Source organism: Curtobacterium sp. PhB136, from assembly GCF_004346855.1.
In the GTDB taxonomy this organism is placed as follows: domain Bacteria; phylum Actinomycetota; class Actinomycetes; order Actinomycetales; family Microbacteriaceae; genus Curtobacterium.
This window is the reverse complement of the sequence record NZ_SMGH01000004.1, coordinates 235,499-257,010: the sequence shown is the minus strand read 5'-3', so window position 1 is coordinate 257,010 and position 21,512 is coordinate 235,499. Positions and strand designations below refer to the sequence as shown.

Annotated in this window: 25 protein-coding genes (1 of these 25 cut by a window edge); 18 read left to right on the top strand and 7 right to left on the bottom strand. The window is 70.8% G+C overall.

Annotated features, from left to right (window positions below; all coding sequences use genetic code 11):
* Positions 1-40 precede the first annotated feature (40 nt).
* Positions 41-439 carry a phage holin family protein gene (locus EDF27_RS01235; RefSeq protein WP_123654650.1) on the bottom strand — a complete coding sequence of 133 codons (399 nt, stop codon included), beginning with the start codon at positions 437-439 and terminating at the stop codon, positions 41-43.
* Between the two features lie 87 nt (positions 440-526).
* Between EDF27_RS01235 and EDF27_RS01230 the strand changes: the two genes are divergently transcribed.
* The 4 genes from EDF27_RS01230 to EDF27_RS01215 all read left to right on the top strand — a co-directional run bounded on the left by EDF27_RS01230 (position 527) and on the right by EDF27_RS01215 (position 5,451).
* Entirely contained in the window at positions 527-1,624 is a 1,098-nt protein-coding gene (locus EDF27_RS01230; RefSeq protein ID WP_123701261.1) for a histidinol-phosphate transaminase, read from the top strand.
* Positions 1,625-1,629: 5 nt separating this feature from the next.
* Positions 1,630-2,763, top strand: coding sequence for a thiamine pyrophosphate-dependent enzyme (locus EDF27_RS01225; RefSeq protein ID WP_123701262.1), 1,134 nt, complete (start codon positions 1,630-1,632; stop codon positions 2,761-2,763).
* Between the two features lie 86 nt (positions 2,764-2,849).
* Positions 2,850-3,809 (top strand): alpha-ketoacid dehydrogenase subunit beta, encoded by a 960-nt coding sequence (locus EDF27_RS01220; protein ID WP_123654750.1) that lies wholly within the window; start codon positions 2,850-2,852, stop codon positions 3,807-3,809.
* Positions 3,810-3,867: 58 nt separating this feature from the next.
* Positions 3,868-5,451: a dihydrolipoamide acetyltransferase family protein gene (locus tag EDF27_RS01215; RefSeq protein WP_123701263.1), complete on the top strand. Its 1,584-nt coding sequence runs from the start codon at positions 3,868-3,870 to the stop codon at positions 5,449-5,451.
* On the opposite strand, the gene EDF27_RS01210 is transcribed toward EDF27_RS01215, so the two are convergent.
* From EDF27_RS01210 to EDF27_RS01200, 3 genes are read right to left on the bottom strand one after another with little or no spacing between them, the layout of a single operon-like run.
* Positions 5,448-6,164, bottom strand: coding sequence for a hypothetical protein (locus tag EDF27_RS01210; protein WP_123654646.1), 717 nt, complete (start codon positions 6,162-6,164; stop codon positions 5,448-5,450). The two genes, EDF27_RS01215 and EDF27_RS01210, sit on opposite strands and share 4 nt — an antisense overlap.
* Positions 6,161-7,216: a hypothetical protein gene (locus EDF27_RS01205; RefSeq protein WP_132046836.1), complete on the bottom strand. Its 1,056-nt coding sequence runs from the start codon at positions 7,214-7,216 to the stop codon at positions 6,161-6,163. Before EDF27_RS01205 ends, EDF27_RS01210 begins: the two co-directional genes overlap by 4 nt.
* A gap of 40 nt (positions 7,217-7,256) precedes the next feature.
* Entirely contained in the window at positions 7,257-7,859 is a 603-nt protein-coding gene (locus tag EDF27_RS01200; protein WP_165931299.1) for an LppP/LprE family lipoprotein, read from the bottom strand.
* Between the two features lie 122 nt (positions 7,860-7,981).
* Between EDF27_RS01200 and EDF27_RS01195 the strand changes: the two genes are divergently transcribed.
* Positions 7,982-8,557, top strand: a complete 576-nt coding sequence (locus EDF27_RS01195) for a GNAT family N-acetyltransferase (protein ID WP_165931298.1) — start codon at positions 7,982-7,984, stop codon at positions 8,555-8,557.
* A 59-nt stretch (positions 8,558-8,616) separates the two neighbouring features.
* Here EDF27_RS01195 and EDF27_RS19500 read toward each other — a convergent pair whose 3' ends face one another.
* A complete protein-coding gene (locus tag EDF27_RS19500; RefSeq protein ID WP_165931297.1) occupies positions 8,617-8,781 on the bottom strand; it encodes a hypothetical protein in 165 nt (54 codons plus the stop codon).
* 105 nt (positions 8,782-8,886) lie between these two features.
* Between EDF27_RS19500 and EDF27_RS01190 the strand changes: the two genes are divergently transcribed.
* Positions 8,887-9,672 carry a GntR family transcriptional regulator gene (locus tag EDF27_RS01190; protein ID WP_243698166.1) on the top strand — a complete coding sequence of 262 codons (786 nt, stop codon included), beginning with the start codon at positions 8,887-8,889 and terminating at the stop codon, positions 9,670-9,672.
* Between the two features lie 217 nt (positions 9,673-9,889).
* Here EDF27_RS01190 and EDF27_RS01185 read toward each other — a convergent pair whose 3' ends face one another.
* Both EDF27_RS01185 and EDF27_RS01180 read right to left on the bottom strand, forming a co-directional pair.
* Positions 9,890-10,342 carry a glucose PTS transporter subunit IIA gene (locus EDF27_RS01185; protein ID WP_123701266.1) on the bottom strand — a complete coding sequence of 151 codons (453 nt, stop codon included), beginning with the start codon at positions 10,340-10,342 and terminating at the stop codon, positions 9,890-9,892.
* Positions 10,339-10,575, bottom strand: coding sequence for a PTS glucose/sucrose transporter subunit IIB (locus EDF27_RS01180; protein WP_123654641.1), 237 nt, complete (start codon positions 10,573-10,575; stop codon positions 10,339-10,341). Before EDF27_RS01180 ends, EDF27_RS01185 begins: the two co-directional genes overlap by 4 nt.
* A gap of 177 nt (positions 10,576-10,752) precedes the next feature.
* Here EDF27_RS01180 and EDF27_RS01175 point away from each other — a divergent pair, with 177 nt between their 5' ends.
* The 12 genes from EDF27_RS01175 to EDF27_RS01120 form a co-directional block, all read left to right on the top strand.
* Positions 10,753-12,021, top strand: a complete 1,269-nt coding sequence (locus EDF27_RS01175; protein ID WP_123654640.1) for a PTS transporter subunit EIIC — start codon at positions 10,753-10,755, stop codon at positions 12,019-12,021.
* Between the two features lie 120 nt (positions 12,022-12,141).
* A complete protein-coding gene (locus tag EDF27_RS01170) occupies positions 12,142-13,053 on the top strand; it encodes a zinc ABC transporter substrate-binding protein (protein ID WP_123654639.1) in 912 nt (303 codons plus the stop codon).
* Between the two features lie 71 nt (positions 13,054-13,124).
* Positions 13,125-13,958 (top strand): ATP-binding cassette domain-containing protein, encoded by an 834-nt coding sequence (locus EDF27_RS01165; protein ID WP_123654638.1) that lies wholly within the window; start codon positions 13,125-13,127, stop codon positions 13,956-13,958.
* Positions 13,958-14,872, top strand: coding sequence for a metal ABC transporter permease (locus EDF27_RS01160; protein WP_123654637.1), 915 nt, complete (start codon positions 13,958-13,960; stop codon positions 14,870-14,872). The genes EDF27_RS01165 and EDF27_RS01160 overlap by 1 nt, the downstream gene beginning before the upstream one ends.
* On the top strand, positions 14,869-15,300 hold the full coding sequence (locus EDF27_RS01155; protein WP_132046834.1) for a transcriptional repressor: 432 nt from the start codon (positions 14,869-14,871) through the stop codon (positions 15,298-15,300). Before EDF27_RS01160 ends, EDF27_RS01155 begins: the two co-directional genes overlap by 4 nt.
* Positions 15,301-15,310: 10 nt before the next feature.
* A complete protein-coding gene (locus tag EDF27_RS01150) occupies positions 15,311-16,006 on the top strand; it encodes an alpha/beta hydrolase (RefSeq protein ID WP_123654635.1) in 696 nt (231 codons plus the stop codon).
* A 151-nt stretch (positions 16,007-16,157) separates the two neighbouring features.
* The gene (locus tag EDF27_RS01145; protein WP_132046831.1) at positions 16,158-17,600 is read left to right on the top strand and encodes a lipase maturation factor family protein; all 1,443 of its coding nucleotides are present in this window, start codon (positions 16,158-16,160) and stop codon (positions 17,598-17,600) included.
* 278 nt (positions 17,601-17,878) lie between these two features.
* Positions 17,879-18,115 carry a 50S ribosomal protein L28 gene (rpmB, locus tag EDF27_RS01140; RefSeq protein ID WP_056123559.1) on the top strand — a complete coding sequence of 79 codons (237 nt, stop codon included), beginning with the start codon at positions 17,879-17,881 and terminating at the stop codon, positions 18,113-18,115.
* Entirely contained in the window at positions 18,115-18,285 is a 171-nt protein-coding gene (rpmG, locus tag EDF27_RS01135) for a 50S ribosomal protein L33 (protein ID WP_056123557.1), read from the top strand. The genes rpmB and rpmG overlap by 1 nt, the downstream gene beginning before the upstream one ends.
* 2 nt (positions 18,286-18,287) lie before the next feature.
* Positions 18,288-18,593: a 30S ribosomal protein S14 gene (rpsN, locus tag EDF27_RS01130; RefSeq protein WP_056123554.1), complete on the top strand. Its 306-nt coding sequence runs from the start codon at positions 18,288-18,290 to the stop codon at positions 18,591-18,593.
* A gap of 306 nt (positions 18,594-18,899) precedes the next feature.
* Positions 18,900-19,187: an HU family DNA-binding protein gene (locus EDF27_RS01125; protein WP_111114318.1), complete on the top strand. Its 288-nt coding sequence runs from the start codon at positions 18,900-18,902 to the stop codon at positions 19,185-19,187.
* A 204-nt stretch (positions 19,188-19,391) separates the two neighbouring features.
* Positions 19,392-21,512, top strand: the 5' portion of a protein-coding gene (locus EDF27_RS01120; RefSeq protein WP_132046829.1) for a cytochrome c oxidase assembly protein. The gene runs 300 nt beyond the window's last position; the window shows 2,121 of its 2,421 coding nt (coding positions 1-2,121); its start codon is at positions 19,392-19,394; the stop codon falls past the right edge of the window.

Genomic DNA, 21,512 nt, shown 5'->3' with positions numbered 1-21,512 from the left:
GCGGGCGGGCGCTGGCTCATGCGCGCGGGCGGGCGCTGGCTCACGCGCGCGGGCGGTTCAGCACCGGCCGGGCGAACAGGCCGATCAGCCACGCGAAGACGGCGAGCACGAGTGCGCCCACGATGCCCCAGCCGAAGGACTCGACGTCGAGGCCGAACCCGATGGCGGAGGAGATCCCGGCCACGATCAGCAGCAGGATCCCGTTCACCACGAGCGAGATGAGCCCGAGGGTCAGGATGTAGATCGGGAACGCCACGATCCGGATGAGCGTGCCGATGACGGCGTTCACGAGCCCGAAGACGAAGGCGACGAGCAGGTACGTGAGGACGGTCGCGACGGGGCCGCCGTCCCCGAAGGCCGTGACGGAGACGCCGCTGACGATGAGCGTGGTGAGCCACAGCGCGACGGCGTTGATGACGAGGCGGACGAGGAATCGCATGCCCCCATGATGCCCGCTGGACGGCCTCGTCGCCCGGCCCGGCTGTGGGCGCTGCATCGCGATCCTCCCCGCCGGTAATCTGGGGCCGTGACTGACCAGCCCGTGCACATCCGGCCCGAGATCGCGATCCTCCCCGCCTACAAGCAGGGACGCCAGGCCGCGGCCGACGCGTTCAAGCTGTCGAGCAACGAGAACCCGTTCCCGCCCCTGCCCGGTGTGATCGAGGCCGTCCAGGCGCAGACCGCGTACAACCGCTACCCGGACGCCACCGCCCTGGCCGTGCGCGCCGTGCTCGCGAACCGGTTCGGGCTCACCGTGGACGAGGTCCACGTCGCCCCCGGCAGCGTCGCGATCCTGCACGAGCTCGCGAAGGCCACCTCGGGCCCCGGTGACGAGATCGTCTACGCCTGGCGCTCCTTCGAGGCGTACCCCGGCGTCGTCACGGTCGCCGGCGCGACGAGCGTCCAGGTCCCGAACCGCGCCGACGGCGGCCACGACCTCGACGCGATGGCCGCCGCCGTCACCGAGCGCACCCGCATGGTGATCGTCTGCACCCCGAACAACCCGACCGGGCCGATCGTCACCGGCACCGAGTTCGACGACTTCATGGCGGGGGTGCCGAGCACGGTCCTCGTGGTCCTCGACGAGGCGTACGCGGAGTTCGTCACCGATCCCGACGCGGTCCGCGGGGCGTCGCTCCTGGAGCGGTACCCGAACCTCGTCGTGCTCCGGACGTTCTCGAAGGCGTACGGACTGGCGGGTCTCCGCGTCGGGTACGCGCTCGGACCGGCATACGTCCTGGACGCCGTCCGCGCCTGCGCCATCCCGCTCAGCGTCACGGCGCAGGGGCAGGCCGCGGCGCTCGCCAGCCTCGAACGCGAGACCGAACTGCTCGCCCGCGTCGCCGAGCTCGCCGCGCTGCGCGACCGCATCGTGGCGGAGCTCCGCGGCCAGGGCTGGGACGTCCCGGACGCGCAGGGCAACTTCGTGTGGCTGCCGACCGGTGAGCGCACCGCCGCGGCGGCCGAGGCCTTCGAGCACGCCGGCATCATCGTCCGGGCCTTCGCCCCCGAGGGGATCCGTATCTCGATCGGTGAGCACGAGGCTGTCGAGAAGCTCCTCGAAACCGCGCGTTCGCTTGTCGGGGGACTCACAACGACCGCTGACGCCCGGCCGATACGCTGACCCGCATGTCCTTCCACGCCGCGGCTCCCGCGACGACCATGATCCGGCTCCTCGACTCCGAGGGCCGGTTCGTGGAGACCGACGAGAACGCCGAGTTCGCCGCCGCAGCGCGGGCGATCCCCGACGAGACCCTGCTCGCCATGCACCGCAGGATGGTGATCACGCGTCGGTTCGACCACGCGGCGCACAACCTGCAGCGCACCGGCCAGCTCGGGCTCTGGGTGCCGAGCCACGGGCAGGAAGCCGCGCAGGTCGGCTCCGTGTTCGCGCTCCGCCCGCAGGACCACGTGTTCCCGTCGTACCGCGAGCACGCCGTCACCATGACCCGCGGCGTCGAGCCGATGGAGATCATCAGCCTGTACCGCGGGCTGACGCACGGCGGCTGGAACCCGGACGAGCGCGGCAACACCCACATCTCCACGCTGGTGATCGGTTCGCAGACCCTGCACGCCACCGGGTACGCGATGGGCATGCGCCTCGACGGCGACGTCGGCACGGGCGACCCCGAGCGCGACGCCTGCTCGATCGTGTACTTCGGCGACGGTGCGACCAGCCAGGGCGACGTGAACGAGGCGTACGTCTTCGCCGCTTCGTACAAGGCGCCGGTCGTCTTCTTCCTGCAGAACAACCACTGGGCGATCTCGGTCCCGGTGTCGGTGCAGTCGCCGACCCCGCTCGTGGACCGCCCGCGCGGTTTCGGCATCCCGAGCATCCGCATCGACGGCAACGACATCCTGGCGTCCTACACGGCCAGCGTCGTGGCGACCGACCACGCCCGCTCCGGGCAGGGTCCCGCGTTCGTGGAAGCCGAGACGTACCGCATCGGCGCGCACACCTCCTCCGACGACCCCACCCGCTACCGCGGCGACGACGAGCTCGCCAGCTGGGTGGAGCGCGACCCGATCGCCCGGTCCGAGGGGTACCTGCGCAGCCGCGGTGTCACCGACGCCCAGCTCGCCGAGTTCGAGGAAGAGGGCGAGGCGGTGGCCGCGGACATCCGCACCCGGACCCCGCAGCTCGTCGCCCCGCCGATGGAGACGATGTTCGACAACGTCTACCGCGAACCGCACCCCCGGATCGACGAGCAGAAGCAGTGGCTCGCGAACTACGAGGCCGACCAGGACGGAGCTGACGCATGAGCACCACCGAGCAGCTCTTCGACTACACCCTGCGCTCCCACCCGGGCGCCGGGCAGGTCCCGACCGACCCCACCCCGACCCTGCCGATGGCGAAGGCCCTGAACGCCGGCCTCGCCGCCGCGATGGAGTCGGACGACAAGGTCCTGCTGATGGGTGAGGACATCGGCCGTCTCGGCGGCGTGTTCCGCATCACCGAGGGCCTGCAGGAACGCTTCGGCGACACCCGCGTGATGGACACCCCGCTCGCCGAGTCCGGCATCATCGGCACCGCGATCGGCCTGGCCCTCCGCGGCTACCGTCCGGTCGTGGAGATCCAGTTCGACGGGTTCGTCTGGCCGGGCTTCGACCAGATCACCTCGCAGCTCGCGAAGATGGCGAACCGTCTCCCCGAGCACATGTCGCTGCCGATCGTCATCCGCATCCCCTACGGCGGACACATCGGCGCCGTCGAGCACCACCAGGAGAGCCCGGAGACGTACTTCGCGCACACCCCCGGCCTCCGCGTGGTCAGCCCGAGCACCCCGAACGACGCCTACTGGATGATCCAAGAGGCGATCGCGTCGAAGGACCCCGTGATCTTCATGGAGCCCAAGTCGCGGTACTGGCCGAAGGGGCAGGTCGACCTGGTCGACGGGCACGTCCCGATGCACACCACCCGCGTCGCGCGCACCGGCACCGAGGTCACCCTCGTCGGGCACGGCGCGATGGTCGCCACGCTGATGCAGGCTGCCGAGCTCGCCGAGTCCGAAGGGACGTCGTGCGAGGTCGTGGACCTCCGCTCGATCTCGCCGATCGACTGGGAGCCGCTGCTCGCGTCGGTCCGGAAGACCGGCCGTCTGGTCATCGCGCAAGAGGCATCCGGCTTCGTCAGCGTCGGCAGCGAGATCGCCGCGACCGTCGCCGAGAAGTCCTTCTACACGCTGCAGGCACCGCCCCTGCGGGTGTCCGGCTTCGACATCCCGTTCCCGGTCTCGAAGCTCGAACACCTGCACCTGCCGGACGCCGACCGCGTCCTCGAGGCCGTCGACCGCGCTCTCGCCTACTGACCAGGGTCCGCCAGGACCACCCCCACCGCAGACAGACCGAACCGCCGAAGGAGCCGACGTGGCCGTCGCCGAATTCCCCCTCCCCGACGTGGGTGAGGGCCTCACCGAGGCCGAGATCGTCCAGTGGCGCGTCGCGATCGGTGACGACATCACCGTCGACCAGGTCCTCGTCGAGATCGAGACCGCCAAGTCGCTGGTGGAACTCCCCTCGCCGTTCGCCGGCAAGGTGACCGGCTTGCTGGTGTCCGAAGGCGACACGGTCGAGGTCGGCAAGCCGATCATCCGGGTCGAGTCCGAATCGCACGGCACGTCGACACCGTCGGGAGGCGCGGCACCGGTCGCCGACGCCGCTCCGGTCTCCCCGGACGTCACCGCCACCGCCCCTGCCGCGCCGGTCGCGTCAGCGCCGGTCGGGTCCGCGCCGGTCCCGCCCGCGGTCGCACCGAAGCACGCGGCCCCGGCCGCAGTGGCGCCCGCTCCGGCACCCGCCCCCGCCGAGGTCCCCGCGTCGCTGCCCGCGGCCGAGGGCGCCTCCGTGATCGGGACCGACGAGTCGTCCGGCGCCGTCCTCGTGGGCTACGGCTCCGCGACGTCCGCACCCTCGCGCCGGAAGCCGGGCGCCCGCCGGGCCGCAGCCGCCGCGGCGGAGGCGAGCCGAGCCTCCAGTCGGGAAGCCGACCTCGACCTGGTCACCGACGACGGCGAGGCGAGCACCGCCGACGCCGTGGCCGAACAGGGGAAGCGCCCCGCGCGCCCCTCGACCGTCCCCGCCTCGCTGGCACTGCCGGTGATCGCGAAGCCGCCGATCCGGAAGCTCGCGAAGGACCTCGGGGTCGACCTGACCACCGTCGTCGCGACCGGCCTCGCCGGTGAGGTCACGCGCGACGACGTCATCCGGCACGCCACCCAGGCCACCGTGTTCCGCAACATCGAGACGCCGGAGTGGGGTGACGTCCGCCAGGAGACGATCCCGGTCAAGGGCGTCCGCAAGGCGATCGCGACCGCGATGACCACGTCCGCGTTCACCGCGCCGCACGTCTCGCTGTTCGTCGACGTCGACGCGACCCGCACGATGGAGTTCGTGAAGCGGCTCAAGGCCTCACCGACGTTCGCGGGCGTGAAGGTCTCGCCGCTCCTCATCATGGCGAAGGCCGTGATCTGGGCCGTCCGCCGGAACCGCTCGGTGAACTCGTCGTGGACCGACCGCGAGATCATCGTCCACCACTTCGTGAACCTCGGGATCGCCGCGGCCACCCCGCGGGGCCTCATCGTCCCGAACATCAAGGACGCGCAGGACATGTCCCTGTTCGAGCTGGCGAAGGCCCTCGAGCAGATGACGCTGACGGCGCGCGACGGCAAGACGAGCCCGGCGGAGATGGCCGACGGCACCATCACCGTGACGAACATCGGCGTGTTCGGGATGGACACCGGGACACCGATCCTCAACCCGGGGCAGGTCGCCATCGTCGCCATGGGCACGATCAAGCCGAAGCCGTGGGTCGTCGACGGTGAGGTCCGTTCCCGCATGGTGACCACGATCGGTGCCTCGTTCGACCACCGTGTGGTGGACGGCGACGTGGCGTCCCGGTTCGTGCACGACGTGGCATCGGTGCTCGAGGAGCCCGCGCTCCTGCTCGACTAGGACTGCGCTCCTGCTCGACCAGGCCCCGCGGGCGTGGTCGCCGCGTGGCGCCGCGCTTGCAGTCCGGCTCGGAAGAGCCGGACGGCGAGGACAGCGTCGAGTGCCAGGTCCTCGGGTGCCTGCTCGCTCCCGGCAGCGAGCGATGTGTCGACGAACGTGGTCGTTCCGGTGCCCTCCTCGTCCTCGAAGAGGCCGCACACACCGAGCACCGCGCCCCAGCGGTCGCGGTCGACCTCCGGATCGAGGACGGCGGCGACGGCACGCTGGGCACGATCGGGATCCGTCCTCGCAGCGTGCACGAGTACCCACGCGAAGTCGTAGAGGTCCTTCTCCGCCCGACGCCAGAACGCCGCAGCACCCTTGGCCGCCAGGTACCCGCCGATCTCGACCATCCGGACGCGCTCGCCGAGCACGCTCGCGACGTGCGCGTCCCGGAGCGCGGGCCCGGGGCCGCGGAGGTTCTTCACGCTGACCGCTCGGGTTCCGGGAAGCGCGATCTCCTGGTCGAGGTTGTCGGCGACGTCGGTGAGGAACTCGACCACGTCGTTCGTGCCCTGGTGCGGATCGTCCGCGTCCACCAGGTACTCCGGGACGAGTCCGCCGATGAGCACGAGCTCCGTGGAGTGTCGATCGGCCGCGTGGAGCAACGATGCAAGTGCTGCCTCCGCCAGGGCTCGGGCCTCGCGGTCACGCGGCCGCTCACCGCGGCTCATGCGAACATCGCGAGTTCGGCATCCCGGTACAGCTCTGCTGCCTCCCGCTCCCGCTCCGAGCCGCCGAGCAGGTCGGCATAGACCCGGACCGCGGACGCGACGCGTCGGTCGTCGACGACTCGGCTCGTGTGGGAGACCTGTGCCGGGGCGACGCTGAGCCGGACGCGGCCGGTCGCTGCCGGAAGCATCCGCACCTCGTCCGCGCTTGCAGCGATCGTGTCCCAATCGGCGTCCACGTACGCTGCGATCGTCCGAGCACCGGTCAAGGTCGGTCGGACGCGTTCGGAGACGGCGGCCCCGGTGAGGATCAACGTCCGTCCGAACACATCGCGGAGGTGCTGCTCGATGCGGACCGGATCACGGTCCAGGACATGGAACGAATCCCATCGTCGTCGGCGGTTGGCCTCCCAGCCCGCCCACGAGTCCAGCAGCCCCGCGGGGTCGGCGACCGCGCGGCTTCGCGGTTCCGGCCCGGGAACGGTCCAGCCGGACGAGTCGAAGCCGGCCAGCGCGTTGGCGACGGATCCGAGGGACCGCCCGGCCAGGCGCGCGATCGTCTCGACGTCGGCGACGCGCGGTCGTTCGTCGTCCCACGCGATCCCGTTCGCGACGCTCTCCAGGAGGACCTCTGCGATCTCCGCGCGCGCGGGGGACCAGCCGGGTTCGCGAGGTGGCTCGGGCGCTGGATGCGACGCCGATCGTTCGATCCACACTGTGCCGAGGTGAATCGACGCCGAACCGTCGAGCGCGAACCACGATGCGCCCACGCGGTCGAGGAGCTGGCGCGAGCCGTCGGAGATCGCGTGCGCGCCGACGATCAGGTGCGTCTCAGTCGGCTCATCGTCGACCTGGGGCCTGCGGTCGAGTGCAGCCGCGACATCGCGCGGGAAGCCGCGGCCCGCCCACCGGAGATCGATCGGGATGTGGGACCCGTCGGGAAGCCTCGCCGTCGGCCGCTCGTCCCCGACGTTCGTGGGTTCTCTGAACTCGATCGATCCCGGGGGGACGACTCGGCGGAGCTCAGCGACGAGCTCCCGTTCAGTCATGGGCATGTTTTCACTGTACAGTGAAAATAGAGCAGAGGTGAAAGTGTCACGACTGCGCAGGCGGGACGGCACCCGTCATCTGCACGCGCTGCGTGTCCTCGTCCCAGGCGAAGGTCGCCTGCGCGGTGCCCGTCGGGTCGGCCAGGGGGTCGCTGGCCTTCGGGTAGCGGTAGGTGACGGCGATCGTGTCGGCGTCGGTCCGGGTGATCTGCGGCTCGAAGGCGTACTGCTCCTTCGTCGCCGTGCCGAGGTACGTGCCGTCGTGGAAGAGCAGGATCGCGTACGGGGAGCTGCCGGTGGCGTCCACCGGGAAGACGACCGACCACGACAGCGCGGCGCACGCGTCGTAGCCGGAGTGGTCAGCCCGGGCCGCGTCCCAGGTCGCGCCCTCGATGCCCGCCGGAGCTGGCAGTGCGCGGATCGCCGCGGCGGCGGCGTCCGCGGCGCTCTCCGGACCACAGGTGCTGGTCGGGGCTGGCGTCGGGGTCTGCGTCGGTGCTGGTGTCGTCGTCGGGCTCGCGGTGACCGTCCGGGTCACGGTGGGGCTGCTCGTCGGGTCCGCTGCCGACGACCCGCCGGTGCAGCCCGCGACGGTGACGGCGAACGCCGCGGTGATGAGTGCCAGAGCGGTGCGGTGCGTCGTCTTCACCGATCCATCCTGCCGGGAGACCGGTGCGCGGGTGTCGGGAGACGTGGAGGTTCGTGGACGGATCCGCCGGGATGTCGCGTGGTGTTCACGCGGATGTCGGTGGTCGGCGGCATGATCGGTGCATGGTCCACCAGCTCCTGATGCCTCCGCAGGAGATCCGAACGGATCGCCTGGTGCTCGCACCCATCACCCCCGCCGACATCGACGCCGCACACGCGGTCTTCTCCGACGCGCACACGTGGACGCACCTGCCCACCGGTCGGCACGCGAACCGGTCGGAGACGCAGGACCTCGTGCAGCGGAAGATCGGCGGCCGGGTCCGGCACGGCCTCGGGTCGTGGGCGATCCGCGTGGCCGGTGCGCCGGAGCTCATCGGCGTCGGCGGCGTCGACATGACCGCGGGCGGGGTGTGGAACCTCGGGTACCGTCTCGCGCCGAGTGCATGGGGGAACGGCTACGCGACGGAAGTCGCACGCGCTGCCGTGACCGCGGCGCACGACGTCGCCCCGGCGGTGCCGGTCACGGGCCGCGTCCTCACGAACAACCCGGCGTCCGCCGCCGTGCTCGTGCGGGTCGGCCTCGCGCTCGTCTGGCAGGGCACGACCGCGGCGGCGACGCCCGACGGCGTGGAGCGTCAGGTCTGGGCCGACCGTGCGCTCACCACCGAGCAGCACGACTGGCTCGTCGCCAACGCCTGAGGCACGGCTCGTCGGGCGATCCGGTGGCGGCGGTCAGTGTCGTCGGTCGGTGGCGGCGGTCAGTGTCGTCGGTCCCTGACCATCGCGGCGAGGACGCCGGCGACGGGGACACTGAGCAGGAGCGGAACCGCAGCCACCCAGCACACGTCGGCCGTCGCGAACGTCAGCAGCAGGGTGGCCACGAGCACGACGACACCCATCGTCGCGAGCCGGATCGAGGTCATGCACCCATCTCAGCGGCGCGCTCCGCGGGGCACATCGGCCGCAGGGATGAAGCGTCACAGACATCGACGTCACGAGGACGACTCGCTAGTGTGAAGGGACTGGTCATGTCCGCCCATGACCACCGGCCGAACCACGCGACGGAGCACGAGGAACCGATGACGACCCGCATCACCGAGGGGGCCGAGCCCAAGCACCAGCAGCTCCGCCGCATCCTCCTCGAGCTCGCCACCGTCCGCCTGGCTCCCGGTTCCGCGATCCCGTCCGAACGGCAGCTCATCGCCGAGTACGGCGTCTCCCGGATCACCGTGCGCGAAGCGCTGGGGCAGCTCGTCAACGAGGGCTACCTCGAACGGGTCCGCGGCAAGGGCACGTTCGTCGCGCACCGTCCCGTGCAGTCGACGCTGCACCTCGCCTCGTTCACCGAGGAGATGCGGGCCATGGGGCACGTCCCGACGACGGTCGTCCTCGTCCGTGAAGAGCGGGTGCCACCGTCGGACACGGCCGCGGCGCTGCGGCTCGACCCGGACGTGACGGCCTTCCACGTCAAGCGCCTCCGGATGGCCGACGGCGCGCCGGTGTCCATCGACGATGCGTGGCTCGTCGCGGACGCGTTCCCCGGGCTCCTCGAGCACGACCTGTCCGGGTCGGTGTACTCGATCATCGCGTCGGAGTACGGCACCCCGATCGACCGCGCGCAGCAGACCGTCGCGGCGAACCCCGCGGCCGACGACGTCGCGACCCTGCTCGGCACGAAGACAGGGGCTCCCGTGCTGGAGTTCGACCGGGTGTCCTACGCGGGCGACCGCCCCGTGGAGCACACGCGGAGCTGGTACCGGTCCGACCGCTACCGCGTGCAGATGGAGGTCACCGCGACGAAGGCCGTCGCGTAGGCGCTGCTCCGACGCTGCGGGTCCGGTCGGCGGAAGCGACACCGGGTACACCTCTGCGCCGCGCTTCCGGCCGGGCGTTGTCGCCTCCGGTGGCTGCGTGCGCATCGAGCGACACCCCGCGGCCGAATGCGTTGCGCAAACGGCAGCGGGGTGTCGCTTTCGTCGATCGACCGCGACCGCGACCGCGACCGCGACCGCGACCGGCAGCCGACCGCGCTCAGACCTCGAAGAGGGTGTCGCCGGCGGCCACCGTGGTGCCGACGGCGTCCTGCGCGATCGAGTCCGGCGTGGAGCCGAGCACGACGACCGGGCACACGGGGGAGTAGCCGGCGGCGAGGATCGTCGCCGGGGTGAACCGGACGACGGGGTCCCCGGCGGCGACGGTGTCACCCTCGGCCGCGAGGAGCTCGAAGCCCTCGCCCGCCATCTTCACGGTGTCGATCCCGACGTGCACGAGGACGTCGGTCCCCGCCGCGCCCTGCAGCGCGAACGCGTGCGGGTGCAGCTTCACGATGGTGCCGTCGACCGGCGCCACCGCGGTGATCGACTCCGTCGACGCGGTGGGGTCGACCGCGACGCCCGCGCCCACGAGCTGCCCGGCGAACACCGGGTCCGGGACGTCGGCGAGGGAGACGACCGGACCCGCGAACGGGGTGAGGACCGTCGTCACAGTTCGTCCTGGATGTCCTGCGCGAGGTTGTCCGCGATCGGTCCGACGATGACCTGCCAGCCGGTGCCGCCACCGACGACGGCCTGGGCGCCGGCCGACTTGAGCGCGTCCTTGTCGACGAGGTCACCGTCCTCCACCTCGACGCGGAGCCGCGTGATGCAGCCCTCGACCTCTTCGATGTTCTCGGCGCCGCCGAGCGCGGCGATGATGTCGGCAGCCTTGATGTCGGCCATCTGTTTCCTCCTCGTTGCGGGTGCGCGTCCAGGTTGACATGCCGTGCCGGGTCATCGACACTACGTACTGGTCATGACCGGACAGGACCGGACCTGGCGACACCGCTGAGGTTACCTGCGCCGGCTGCGTGACTCAACTCACCCCGACAGCTCCACCCAATGACGAGAGGAACTCCGATGAGCACGACTGCTGCCACGGATGTGCCGGAGAAGAAGACGCCGAAGAAGCAGAGCCGGCTCTTCGCGAACGCCCAGCGGCTCGGTCGGAGCCTGCTGCTGCCGATCGCGGTCATGCCGGCCGCGGGCATCCTGAACCGCATCGGCCAGCCCGACCTGCTCGGCGCCATCCCCGGGTTCGAGACCGGTGCGGGCGTCATCTCCGCTGCCGGTCAGGCCATCTTCACCTGGTTGCCGCTGCTCTTCGCCGTCGGCATCGCGATCGGGTGGGCCAAGAAGTCCGACGGCACGACGGCCCTCGCCGCGGTCGTCGGCTACATGGTCATGTACGAGGTGTTCGCGGTCATGTCCCCGATCGTCCTCGCCGGGGTGAAGGACGCCAACGGAGACCAGGCGACGATCAACTTCGGCGTCCTCGGCGGCATCGTGATGGGTCTCGTCGCGGCGAACCTGTGGCAGCGCTTCCACCGTACGAAGATGCCCGACTTCCTCGGGTTCTTCTCGGGCCGACGTCTCGTCCCGATCCTGACTGCCGCTGCCGGGCTCGTCATCGCCGTGCTCATGTCGTTCGTGTACCGCTACTTCGACATCGCGCTGACCGCGGCAGGCCAGGCCGTCGCGGACAACGCCGTCATCGGTGGCGGGATCTTCGGGTTCGCGAACCGCATGCTCATCCCGATCGGTCTGCACCAGCTGCTCAACTTCTTCCCGTGGTTCCAGCTCGGCAGCTTCACGAACGCGGCCGGTGACATCGTCCACGGCGACATCCCGCGCTTCCTCGCGGGTGACCCGACCGCCGGCATCTTCCAGACCGGCTTCTTCCCGATCATGATGTTCGCGCTGCCCGCCGGTGCGCTCGCGATCTGGCGCAACGCCAAGCCGCAGAACCGCAAGCTCGTCGGTGGCATCATGCTCTCCGCCGCACTGACCTCGTTCGTGACGGGCATCACCGAGCCGCTCGAGTACTCGTTCATGTTCGTTGCGTTCCCGCTCTACATCATCCACGCGGTGCTCACCGGGACCTCGCTCGCCCTCGTGAACGCGTTGGGCATCCACGACGGGTTCTCCTTCTCGGCGGGTGCGATCGACTTCGTGCTGAACTTCGGCAAGGCCGACGGGGCGATCTGGCTCATCCCGATCGGCCTCGGGTACGCGGCGATCTACTACTTCCTGTTCGGCTGGGTCATCCGGAAGTGGAACCTCCGGACGCCTGGTCGCGAGGAGGACTCGATCGCGGAGAACACGATCGAAGCGGCCACCAAGGACTGACGCGACTTCGCGACGGACGAGAGGCACGGTGCCAGCTGGCACCGTGCCTCCCGTCCGTTCCCAGACCAGCCATGAGACTGGTTTTGACAATCGTTATCATCTAGCCCTACGGTTGTGACCATGCACAACCGCCTCCTCGCCCTCCCGCTCATCGCGGGTGCCGCCGCGCTCGCCCTGTCCGGCTGCGCGACCTCCTCGGCCTCGACGAACGACGACAGCGACGGCACGATCAAGGTCGTGGCCTCGACGAACGTCTACGGATCCCTCGTCGAGACGATCGGCGGCGACCACGTCGACGTCACGAGCATCCTGGACGACCCCTCGCAGGACCCGCACTCGTTCGAGTCCAGCGCGACGACGCAGCTCGCGGTGTCGAAGGCCGACCTGCTCATCGAGAACGGCGGCGGCTACGACGACTTCATGACGACCCTCGCGGACTCGTCGTCGACGAAGGCCGACACCATCAACGTGGTGAAGCTCTCCGGCCTGGACAAGGGCGGCGACGCCGAGTTCAACGAGCACGTCTTCTACAGCTACCCGACGATGGTGAAGCTCGTCGCCGACGTGTCGAAGCGCCTCGGCGCACTCGACAGCGCGGACGAGGCCACCTTCGCGAAGAACGCCGACGCGCTCACCACGAAGCTCGAGGACCTCGAGTCCCAGACCGCAGCCCTGAAGCAGCAGCACGACGGCGAGAAGGTGGCGTACACCGAGCCGGTGCCCGGGTACCTGTTCGACGCGATGGGCCTCGACAACGTCACCCCCGAGGACTTCTCCGAGGCGATCGAAGAAGGCGACGACGTCCCGCCAGCGGCCCTCAACGACACGCTCAAGCTGTTCACGAGCGGCACCGCGAAGCTCCTGGCGTACAACGACCAGACCTCGAGTCCGGAGACCGAACAGGTCAAGAAGGCCGCCGAGGACAACGACGTCCCCGTGGTCGGTGTCACCGAGACCCTCCCGAAGGGGAAGAATTACGTCTCGTGGCAGCAGGCGAACATCGACGCGGTGAAGGCGGCACTGGCGAAGTGACCACCACCCGAGACCAGACGCGACAGCAACCGACGCGAACCGCCACTGCTCCGAGCAGTGGCGGTTCCGCCGTGCTCGCACTCCGGGACGCCGGCCTGTCGTACGGCGAGCGGAAGCTCTGGGACGGCCTCGACCTCGACGTCCGGCCGGGGGAGTTCCTCGCGGTGCTCGGGCCGAACGGTGCGGGCAAGACCAGCCTGTTGAAGACGGTGCTCGGGCAGCAGCGCCTGACCAGCGGGACGATGTCGTTCCTCGGCCAGCCCATCCGCCGCGGCCACCGGAAGATCGGCTACATCCCGCAGCAGCGCCTGATGGAGTCCGGCACGCCGCTCCGCGCCCGCGACATGATCGCGCAGGGTGTCACCGGCTCGCGCTGGGGCATCCGGCCGGAGCGGAAGGCCGAGCGGGAGCGCATCGACCGCATCATCGACGAGGTCGGCGCCACCGCGTTCGCGAACGCCCCCGTCGCCGAGCTCTCCGGCGGCGAGCAGCAGCGCACCCGCGTCGGGCAGGCCATCGCCGCGGACCCGTCCCTGCTCCTCTGCGACGAGCCGCTCATCTCGCTCGACCTCCGCCACCAGCGGGGCGTCACCGAGCTCATCGACCGCCAGCGCCGGCAGCAGAACGCCGCGGTGCTGTTCGTCACCCACGACGTGAACCCGATCCTCGACGTCGTCGACCGGGTCCTCTACATCGCGGGCGGCCGGTTCCGGATCGGTTCCCCGGACGAGGTGCTCCGCGCCGACGTCCTCTCCGACCTGTACGGCACGCCCGTCGACGTCGTCCGGACGATGGGGCGGATCGTGATCGTCGGCGCGAACGAGACGCACGACCACACCGGTGAGCACCACCACCCCGGCGAGGTCGACCCGCACCTGCCCACCACGGACGAAGGGCGGATCTGATGGACGTCTGGTCGACGATCTTCTCGTTCCAGGACTACGGCGAGCTCGTCGCGCTCGTGCAGAACTCGATCTTCGCGGGCGCGGTGCTCGGCATCGTCGGCGGGCTGATCGGCCCGTTCGTCGTCGCGCGGAACATGCCGTTCGCGGTGCACGGCATCAGTGAGCTGTCCTTCGCCGGCGCGAGTGCCTCCCTGCTCCTCGGGGTGAACGTCGTCACGGGTTCGCTCGTCGGGTCGGTGATCGCCGCGCTCCTCATCGGCCTGCTCGGTTCCCGCGCGCGGGACCGCAACTCGATCATCGCCGTGCTGATGCCGTTCGGACTCGGCCTCGGGATCCTCTGCCTCGCGCTCTACAAGGGCCGCGCGGCGAACAAGTTCGGGCTGCTCACGGGGCAGATCGTCTCCGTGGACAACCCGCAGCTGGCGTTCCTCATCGTGATCAGCGCGATCGTCGTGGTCACGCTCATCGTGATCTGGCGTCCGCTGATGTTCGCGTCGGTGGACCCGGACGTGGCCGCGGCGGCCGGGGTCCCGGTGCGGACCCTCGCGCTCGTCTTCATGCTCGTGCTCGGGCTTGCGACCGCCGTCTCCGTGCAGATCGTCGGTGCCCTGCTGGTGCTGTCGCTGCTCGTCACCCCGGCCGCCGCAGCACTCCGCCTGACGGTGCACCCCGTTCTCGTCCCGGTGCTGTCGATGGTCTTCGCCGTGGTGTCGGTCGTCGGTGGCATCCTCCTCGCGCTCGGCGGCGGCCTGCCGATCAGCCCGTACGTGACGACGATCTCCTTCGCGATCTGGGTGGTCTGCCGGATCGTCGGGGCGCGGAAGGAACGCCGCGGGCGCGATCGCGTCGCGGTGCGCGACCAGCACGACACGACCGGCACCCCCGAACGGCAGCAGGCAGGAGCAGCAGCATGAACGCACCGGACAGGCCCGCCGCGGTCCAGAAGCCCAAGCGCAACACCTGGCAGCGCGAAGCGGTCCGTGGCGCGCTCGACGGCACCGAGGGGTTCGTCAGCGCCCAGGCCCTGCACGCCCACCTCCGTGAGGGCGGCTCGACCATCGGTCTCGCGACGGTCTACCGCGCCCTGGCGGACCTCGCGACCGAAGGGGACGCCGACTCCCTCCAGCAGGACGGTGAGGCCCTGTACCGGGCCTGCACGACCGACAAGCACCACCACCACCTGATCTGCCGGAACTGCGGGCGCGCCGTCGAGATCCAGGCGGACCCGGTGGAACGCTGGGCGCAGCAGGTCGCCGCGGAGCACGGGTTCACCAACGCCAGCCACGTCGTCGACATCTTCGGCGAGTGCGCCGAGTGCACGGCCGCGCGTACTGACGCGTAGAGTCCCGGCCATGCACGTGATCCTGGTGCCGGGCTTCTGGCTCGAAGCGGATGCGTGGGACCAGGTCGTCCCGGTCCTCCGCGATGCCGGGCACTCCGTCGAGGCACTGACCCGCGACGGAGACACGCTCGACGAGCAGGTCGCCGCGGTCGTCGAACGCCTCGACGACGTCGCCACCCCGGAGGACCCGGTCGTCCTCGCCGGGCACTCCGGCGCCGGCCCGATCGTGTACATGGCAGCCGACCAGCGCCCGTCGCTCGTGGCGCACCTGCTCTACGTCGACACCTTCCCCGGCCCGACCGGCGGATGCGTCAACGACGAGCTCCCGATCGTGGACGGCGTCGTCCCGCTGCCCGACTGGGACTTCTGGGAGCCGGCGACGCTCCGCGGCCTGTCGGACGCCGACAAGCGCGACTTCGAGCACCGGGCGATCCCCGAACCGTCCGCCCTGCCGAGCGACCGGTTCCACTACGAGGACGCGGCCCGGCACACGATCCCGGCCACGATCATCTCCTGCGAGATCCCCGCTCCCGAGCTCGCGACGATGGTCGCGGACCACCAGGCGTGGGCGACCGAGCTCGTCGAGACCGAAGACCTGGCGATCGTCGGCCTCGACACCGGCCACTGGCCGATGTTCACCGCACCGCGGGAGCTGGGTGCGCTGATGGTGCAGGCACTCGCACCGCGTCCGTCCGTCGGTCACTAGCGACCCACCCGGACGGGAGGCCCGACCCGCGTCGCCGACGCGGGTGCGGCTCCACGTGTGGCCACCCTCGGGGCCGCAGGCGCGTTGCGGGGGCGAGTCCGGCCTCCAGACCGGGTGTGGGCTGCGCCCACCGCGCGTACGGTGACCAACCGTGGGACCGGAGGCGTGGACGAGCTGGGCCGGAGCGACGGACTACGACGTCGCGCGCTTCGTGGTGCAGCGCGGGGTCGCGGCGATCGCGTGCATCGCGTTCGTGTCGGCGCTCCTGCAGTTCCCGGCGCTCGTCGGTGAACGCGGTCTGCTGCCCGTTCCGCGGTTCATGGAGCGGCCGTACGCGCGCTCGCTGCCAGTCATCTGGCGGTGGTGGCGGTACACGGACGCACGGCTCCGGGCGCTCGCCACCGGGGGCGCGATCGTGTCGTTCGCCATCGTCGTCGGCGTTCCACAACTCGGGCCCGCGTGGGTCCCGGCGGTGTGCTTCCTGCTGCTCTGGCTCGGCTACCTGTCCATCGCGGACGTCGGACAGACGTTCACCGCCTTCGGCTGGGAGTCGCTCCTGGTCGAGTCCCTGTTCACCGTCGCGTTCCTCGGGTCCGACTCGGTCGCGCCACCGGTCGTCGTGCTGTTCGCGCTGCGGTGGCTGGTGTTCCGGCTCGAGTTTGGGGCCGGGATGATCAAGATGCGCGGCGACCGGTCCTGGCGCGACCTGACCGCGCTGTACTACCACCACGAGACGCAGCCGATGCCGAACCCGGTCTCGCGGACGGCGCACCTGCTGCCCCGTCCGGTGCACCGGTTCGAGACCCTGGCGTCGCACGTGGTGCAGTTGGTCGTGCCGTTCCTGCTGTTCGCGCCGCAGCCGGTGGCCTCGATCGCGGCGGGACTCGTGCTCCTGACACAGCTGTGGCTCGTGGTCTCCGGGAACTTCGCCTGGTTGAACTGGATCACGCTCGTCCTGACGTTCGCGGCCGTCGACGACCACTCCGTGGTGGCGGTGCTGCCGTTCCTCCGGCCGTTCGTCTCCTCCGGTCCAGCGGCGACCCCGGTCTGGTTCGTCGTGCTCACGGTGCTCGTCGGGCTGCTCCTGGTCTGGCTGTCCATCCCGTCCGCGCGGAACCTGGTGTCCCGGCGGCAGCTCATGAACGCGTCCTTCAACCGGTGGCACCTGGCCAACGCGTACGGCGCGTTCGGATCGGTGACGCAGCAGCGGGACGAGGTCATCGTCGAAGGGCTGGCCGCGGACGGATCGTGGCTGCCGTACGAGTTCAAGGGCAAGCCCGGCGATCCCCGGCGTCGACCGGGGCAGTTCGCGCCGTACCATCTCCGGCTCGACTGGCTGATGTGGTTCCTGGCGCTCGGGGCGGACGACCGGTGGTTCCGGGTCTTCGTCGTCCGGTTGCTCGAGGCCGACCCGGCGACGCTCCGGCTGCTGCGCCACGACCCGTTCGGCGGCACCGCGCCGGAGGCCGTGCGGGCACGGGTGTTCCGCTACCGGTTCGCCACCAGGGCCGAGCGGCGGGAGAGCGGGCTGTACTGGATCCGGACGGAGCTGTCCACGATGCTGCCGGCGACATCGCTCCGGGCCGGTCGGTGATCCGGGCCGGTTCGCTGGTTTGCGACACGCCCGGCGGTCTTGTATCGTGGGTGGCTGGTCCGCGTCCGCGCGGGCCCGTTGTTCAGCCCTCCGACCGTCGCGAACGCCGCGGTCGCGCGGTGCTCGGGTTCCCTTCGACAGGGTCCACGGGCTTGGGCGGTGCGTACAACCCCCTCGCAGCCACCTCCGGTGCTCGTCACCCGGTGTCCTGCGCGTGCGCACCAGGCAAGTGAACTTGGGTGCGGCCGTCCGGTCGCACGGTACCTCAGGAGGAAACCATGGCAGCAGTGTGCCAGGTGACCGGAGCCACCCCCGGCTTCGGACACAACATCTCGCACTCGCACCGCCGGACGAAGCGTCGCTTCGACCCGAACGTGCAGAAGAAGACGTACTACGTGCCGTCGCTTCGCCGGAACGTCACGCTCACGCTCAGCGCTAAGGGCATCAAGGTCATCGACGCACGCGGCATCGAGTCCGTCGTCAAGGACGTCCTCGCCCGTGGGGAGAAGATCTGATGGCCAAGAAGGGTCAGGACGTTCGTCCGATCATCAAGCTCCGTTCGACGGCGGGCACCGGGTTCACCTACGTGACCAAGAAGAACCGTCGCAACAACCCGGACCGTCTCGTGCTCAAGAAGTACGACCCGGTGGTCCGCAAGCACGTCGACTTCCGTGAGGAGCGCTAAGCATGGCGAAGAAGAGCAAGATCGCGAAGAACAACCAGCGTGCGGTCATCATCGCGCGCTACGCCGACCGTCGTCTCGAGCTGAAGAAGGCCCTCGTGGACCCGAACGGCACCGACGAGTCGCGTGAGGCCGCTCGCGTGGGGCTGCAGAAGCTCCCCCGCGACGCCTCGCCGATCCGCTACCGCAACCGCGACGCCATCGACGGCCGCCCCCGTGGCCACCTCGGTGAGTTCGGCATCAGCCGTGTCCGCTTCCGCGACATGGCGCACCGTGGCGAGCTGCCGGGCATCACGAAGAGCTCCTGGTAAGCATCCGCTTCCCGAACGCCCCGTCACCCTCATCGGGTGGCGGGGCGTTCGTCGTTCGTGTCGTTCGTGTCGTTCGGCGTCCATTTGGGGGACAGCTTTGTCACACTGGTCACATCTGTCTCTCCAGCACCTCAACAACCCCGGAAATCCGGGCGAGTCGGCAGGTTTCGTCCGACCCGGCTGATAGGTTCAACTCCGGTTCCACGGGCCCTCGGCCTGCTGGTCCGAAGCCCCGGGGCAACCGCTCAGGGCACCGGGCGCCACGTGCGTCCGACCGATACGCAAGAAGTCCGAGGAGGACATCCAATGGCTGACAAGTCACTGAACCGCACCGAGCTCGTCGCTGCCGTCGCCGCCGAGTCCGGCCAGAGCCAGGCCACCGTCAACGGCGTCGTCGACGCCCTCTTCAGCGTCGTCTCGGGCTCCGTTGCCGACGGCACGAAGGTCACGATCCCGGGCTGGATCGCGTTCGAGAAGACGCACCGCGCCGCCCGCACCGGCCGCAACCCGCAGACGGGTGAGGCCATCGAGATCGCCGCGAGCGACTCGGTCAAGGTCAGCGCCGGCTCGAAGCTCAAGGCTTCGGTCAAGTAAGACTGCTCCACTGCACGGAGGGGACGGCTGCGGCCGTCCCCTTCGTCGTTCCCGGGGCCGGCGGGGCGGCCCGGGCGGCCTGGGCGGCTCGGTCGGCTCGCCGGTCGGCGCGCCGGGCTGCGCTCCGGACGGTGCTCCGGTCGGCTGTCCACAGGTTGGGTCGGCGGATTCTGCCGCCGCGTGGCCAGCGCCTAGGCTTGACGGGTGAACCGGATCGCGCGCATCGCCGGGCCAGCAGTCCTGGTCCTCGCCGCGTTCGTGTCCCTCCTGATCGCCCTGGTGATCGGCGGTGGGGCGAACGCCGCGCTGATCGCCGACCCCGGCGCCGCGGTGCGCTTCGGCCTGCCGATCGCCCGCGTCGTGGTGGACCTCTCGGCAGCCGCCACGATCGGCGGCCTCGCCCTCGCCACGATCGGCCTGTCCCGGACGGCTCCGGAGTGGAACCGCGCCATCGACGTCGCTGCCGCTGCCGCCGGCGTCTGGACGGTGGCGTCCGCCGTCACCACGTTCTTCACGTTCCTCAGCGTCGCGGGGTCGAAGGTCTCCCTCGACGAGCAGTTCGGCCAGTCGATGGGGGTGTTCCTCACCGGCACCGACCTCGGACTCGCGTGGCTGGTCACCGTGCTCGTCGCGGCAGCGGTCACCGTGCTCTGCTTCGCGGTGCGCTCGCGGGGCATGGTCGCCCTGACTGCCGGTGTCTCGATGATCGGCCTGATCCCGCTCGCGCAGCAGGGCCACGCGGCAGGGACCGCCAGCCACGACGCTGCGGTCACCGCGCTCGGCCTGCACCTCGTCGGCGCCGCGCTCTGGGTCGGCGGACTCGTGATGCTCGTGCTCGTCCGCCCCGTGGTGCCCGGCGACCGTCTCGCGGTCGTGGTCGGCCGGTACTCGAGCATCGCGCTCGGCTGCTTCGTGCTCGTCGCCGTCTCGGGCATCGCCTCCGCTCAGATCCGCGTGGGGGCCCTGTCGAACCTGTTCACGCCCTACGGTGTCCTGATCCTCGTGAAGATCGGCGCGATCGTCGCGATGGGCGTCCTCGGCGCCGTGCAGCGCCGCCGGGCGATCGTCGCGCTGTCCACGGCTCCCGCGCGGCACCGGCCGTTCTGGACCCTCATCGTGCTCGAGCTCGCCGTGATGGGCGTCGCATCCGGCTTCGCGGCGGCGCTCGGCCGGACGGCCACCCCGGTCGACCAGATCGCGCTGAGCAAGACCACGAACCCCTCGCCCGCCGAACTGCTCACCGACGACTCCCTGCCGCACGCACCGGGCGCATGGGGATGGCTCACGCACTGGAACATCGACCTCTTCTGGCTGATGGCCGCGGTGCTGCTCGCCGCCACGTACGTCGCGGGGGTCGTCCGGCTCCGACGGCGCGGCTGGTCCTGGCCCGTGCGCCGCTCCGTCGCCGCCGCGCTCGCGATCGTCTGCCTCGTCGTGGCGACCTCCGGTTCGCTCCACGACTACGACCGCTTCCTGATCTCCGCCAACGTCGGGGCGCACGTGCTCCTCGGGGTCGTCGTGCCCGCGCTGGCCTGGGCCGCGGCACCCGTGCAGCTCATCCGCGCGGCGGTGCACCCGCGCGACGACGACAGCACCGGTGTCCGCGAGTGGACCGACGTCGTGGTCGAGAACCCCACCGTGCGGTACCTCGTGCAACCGTTCCCGTCGATCCTGCTGCTCGCGGCGGTGTGGTGGGCGTTCTACGGCACCCAGGCCGTCCGGTGGTCCGCCAGTGACTCCATCGGCCGGACGGTGATCGACGCCGTGTTCCTGCTCGTCGGACTGCTCGCGCTCCCGACCCTGTTCACCCCGATCGCTGCCGGAGCGCGCCGAGCCTCGCGGGCGGCGTTCCTCGTCCGGGCCGTCGGCGCCCTCGTCGTGGCTGCCGGCATGGTGTCGCTCGGCGTCGCGATGCGGGGGCCGCTCGGGCTGCTACAGGCCTCGTGGTTCGGCTCCATGGGGCGCACGTGGGGACCGGACCCGCTCGTCGACCAGGCTCGCGCGGGCGGCGTGCTCGTGGTGGCCGGCGTGCTGCTGCTCGTCGCCGTGCTCGTGGTCGGTGCCGTGCTCGTGGTCGGTGCCGTGCGGCTCCGGCGAGACGCCGGCGCGGCGGGGACGGCGCCGGCTGCTGGGCCGGGTGCCGCGCCTGCTGCCGCGCCTGCTGCCGCCTCCGACGTGCCCGAGCCCGCGGCCCCCGGTTCGGCCGCCCCCGACGCGCCTGCTGCCGCGTCCGACGTGCCCGAGCCCGCGGCCCCCGGTTCGGCCGCCCCCGACGCGCCTGCTGCCGCGTCCGACGTGCCCGAGCCCGCGGCCCCCGGTTCGGCC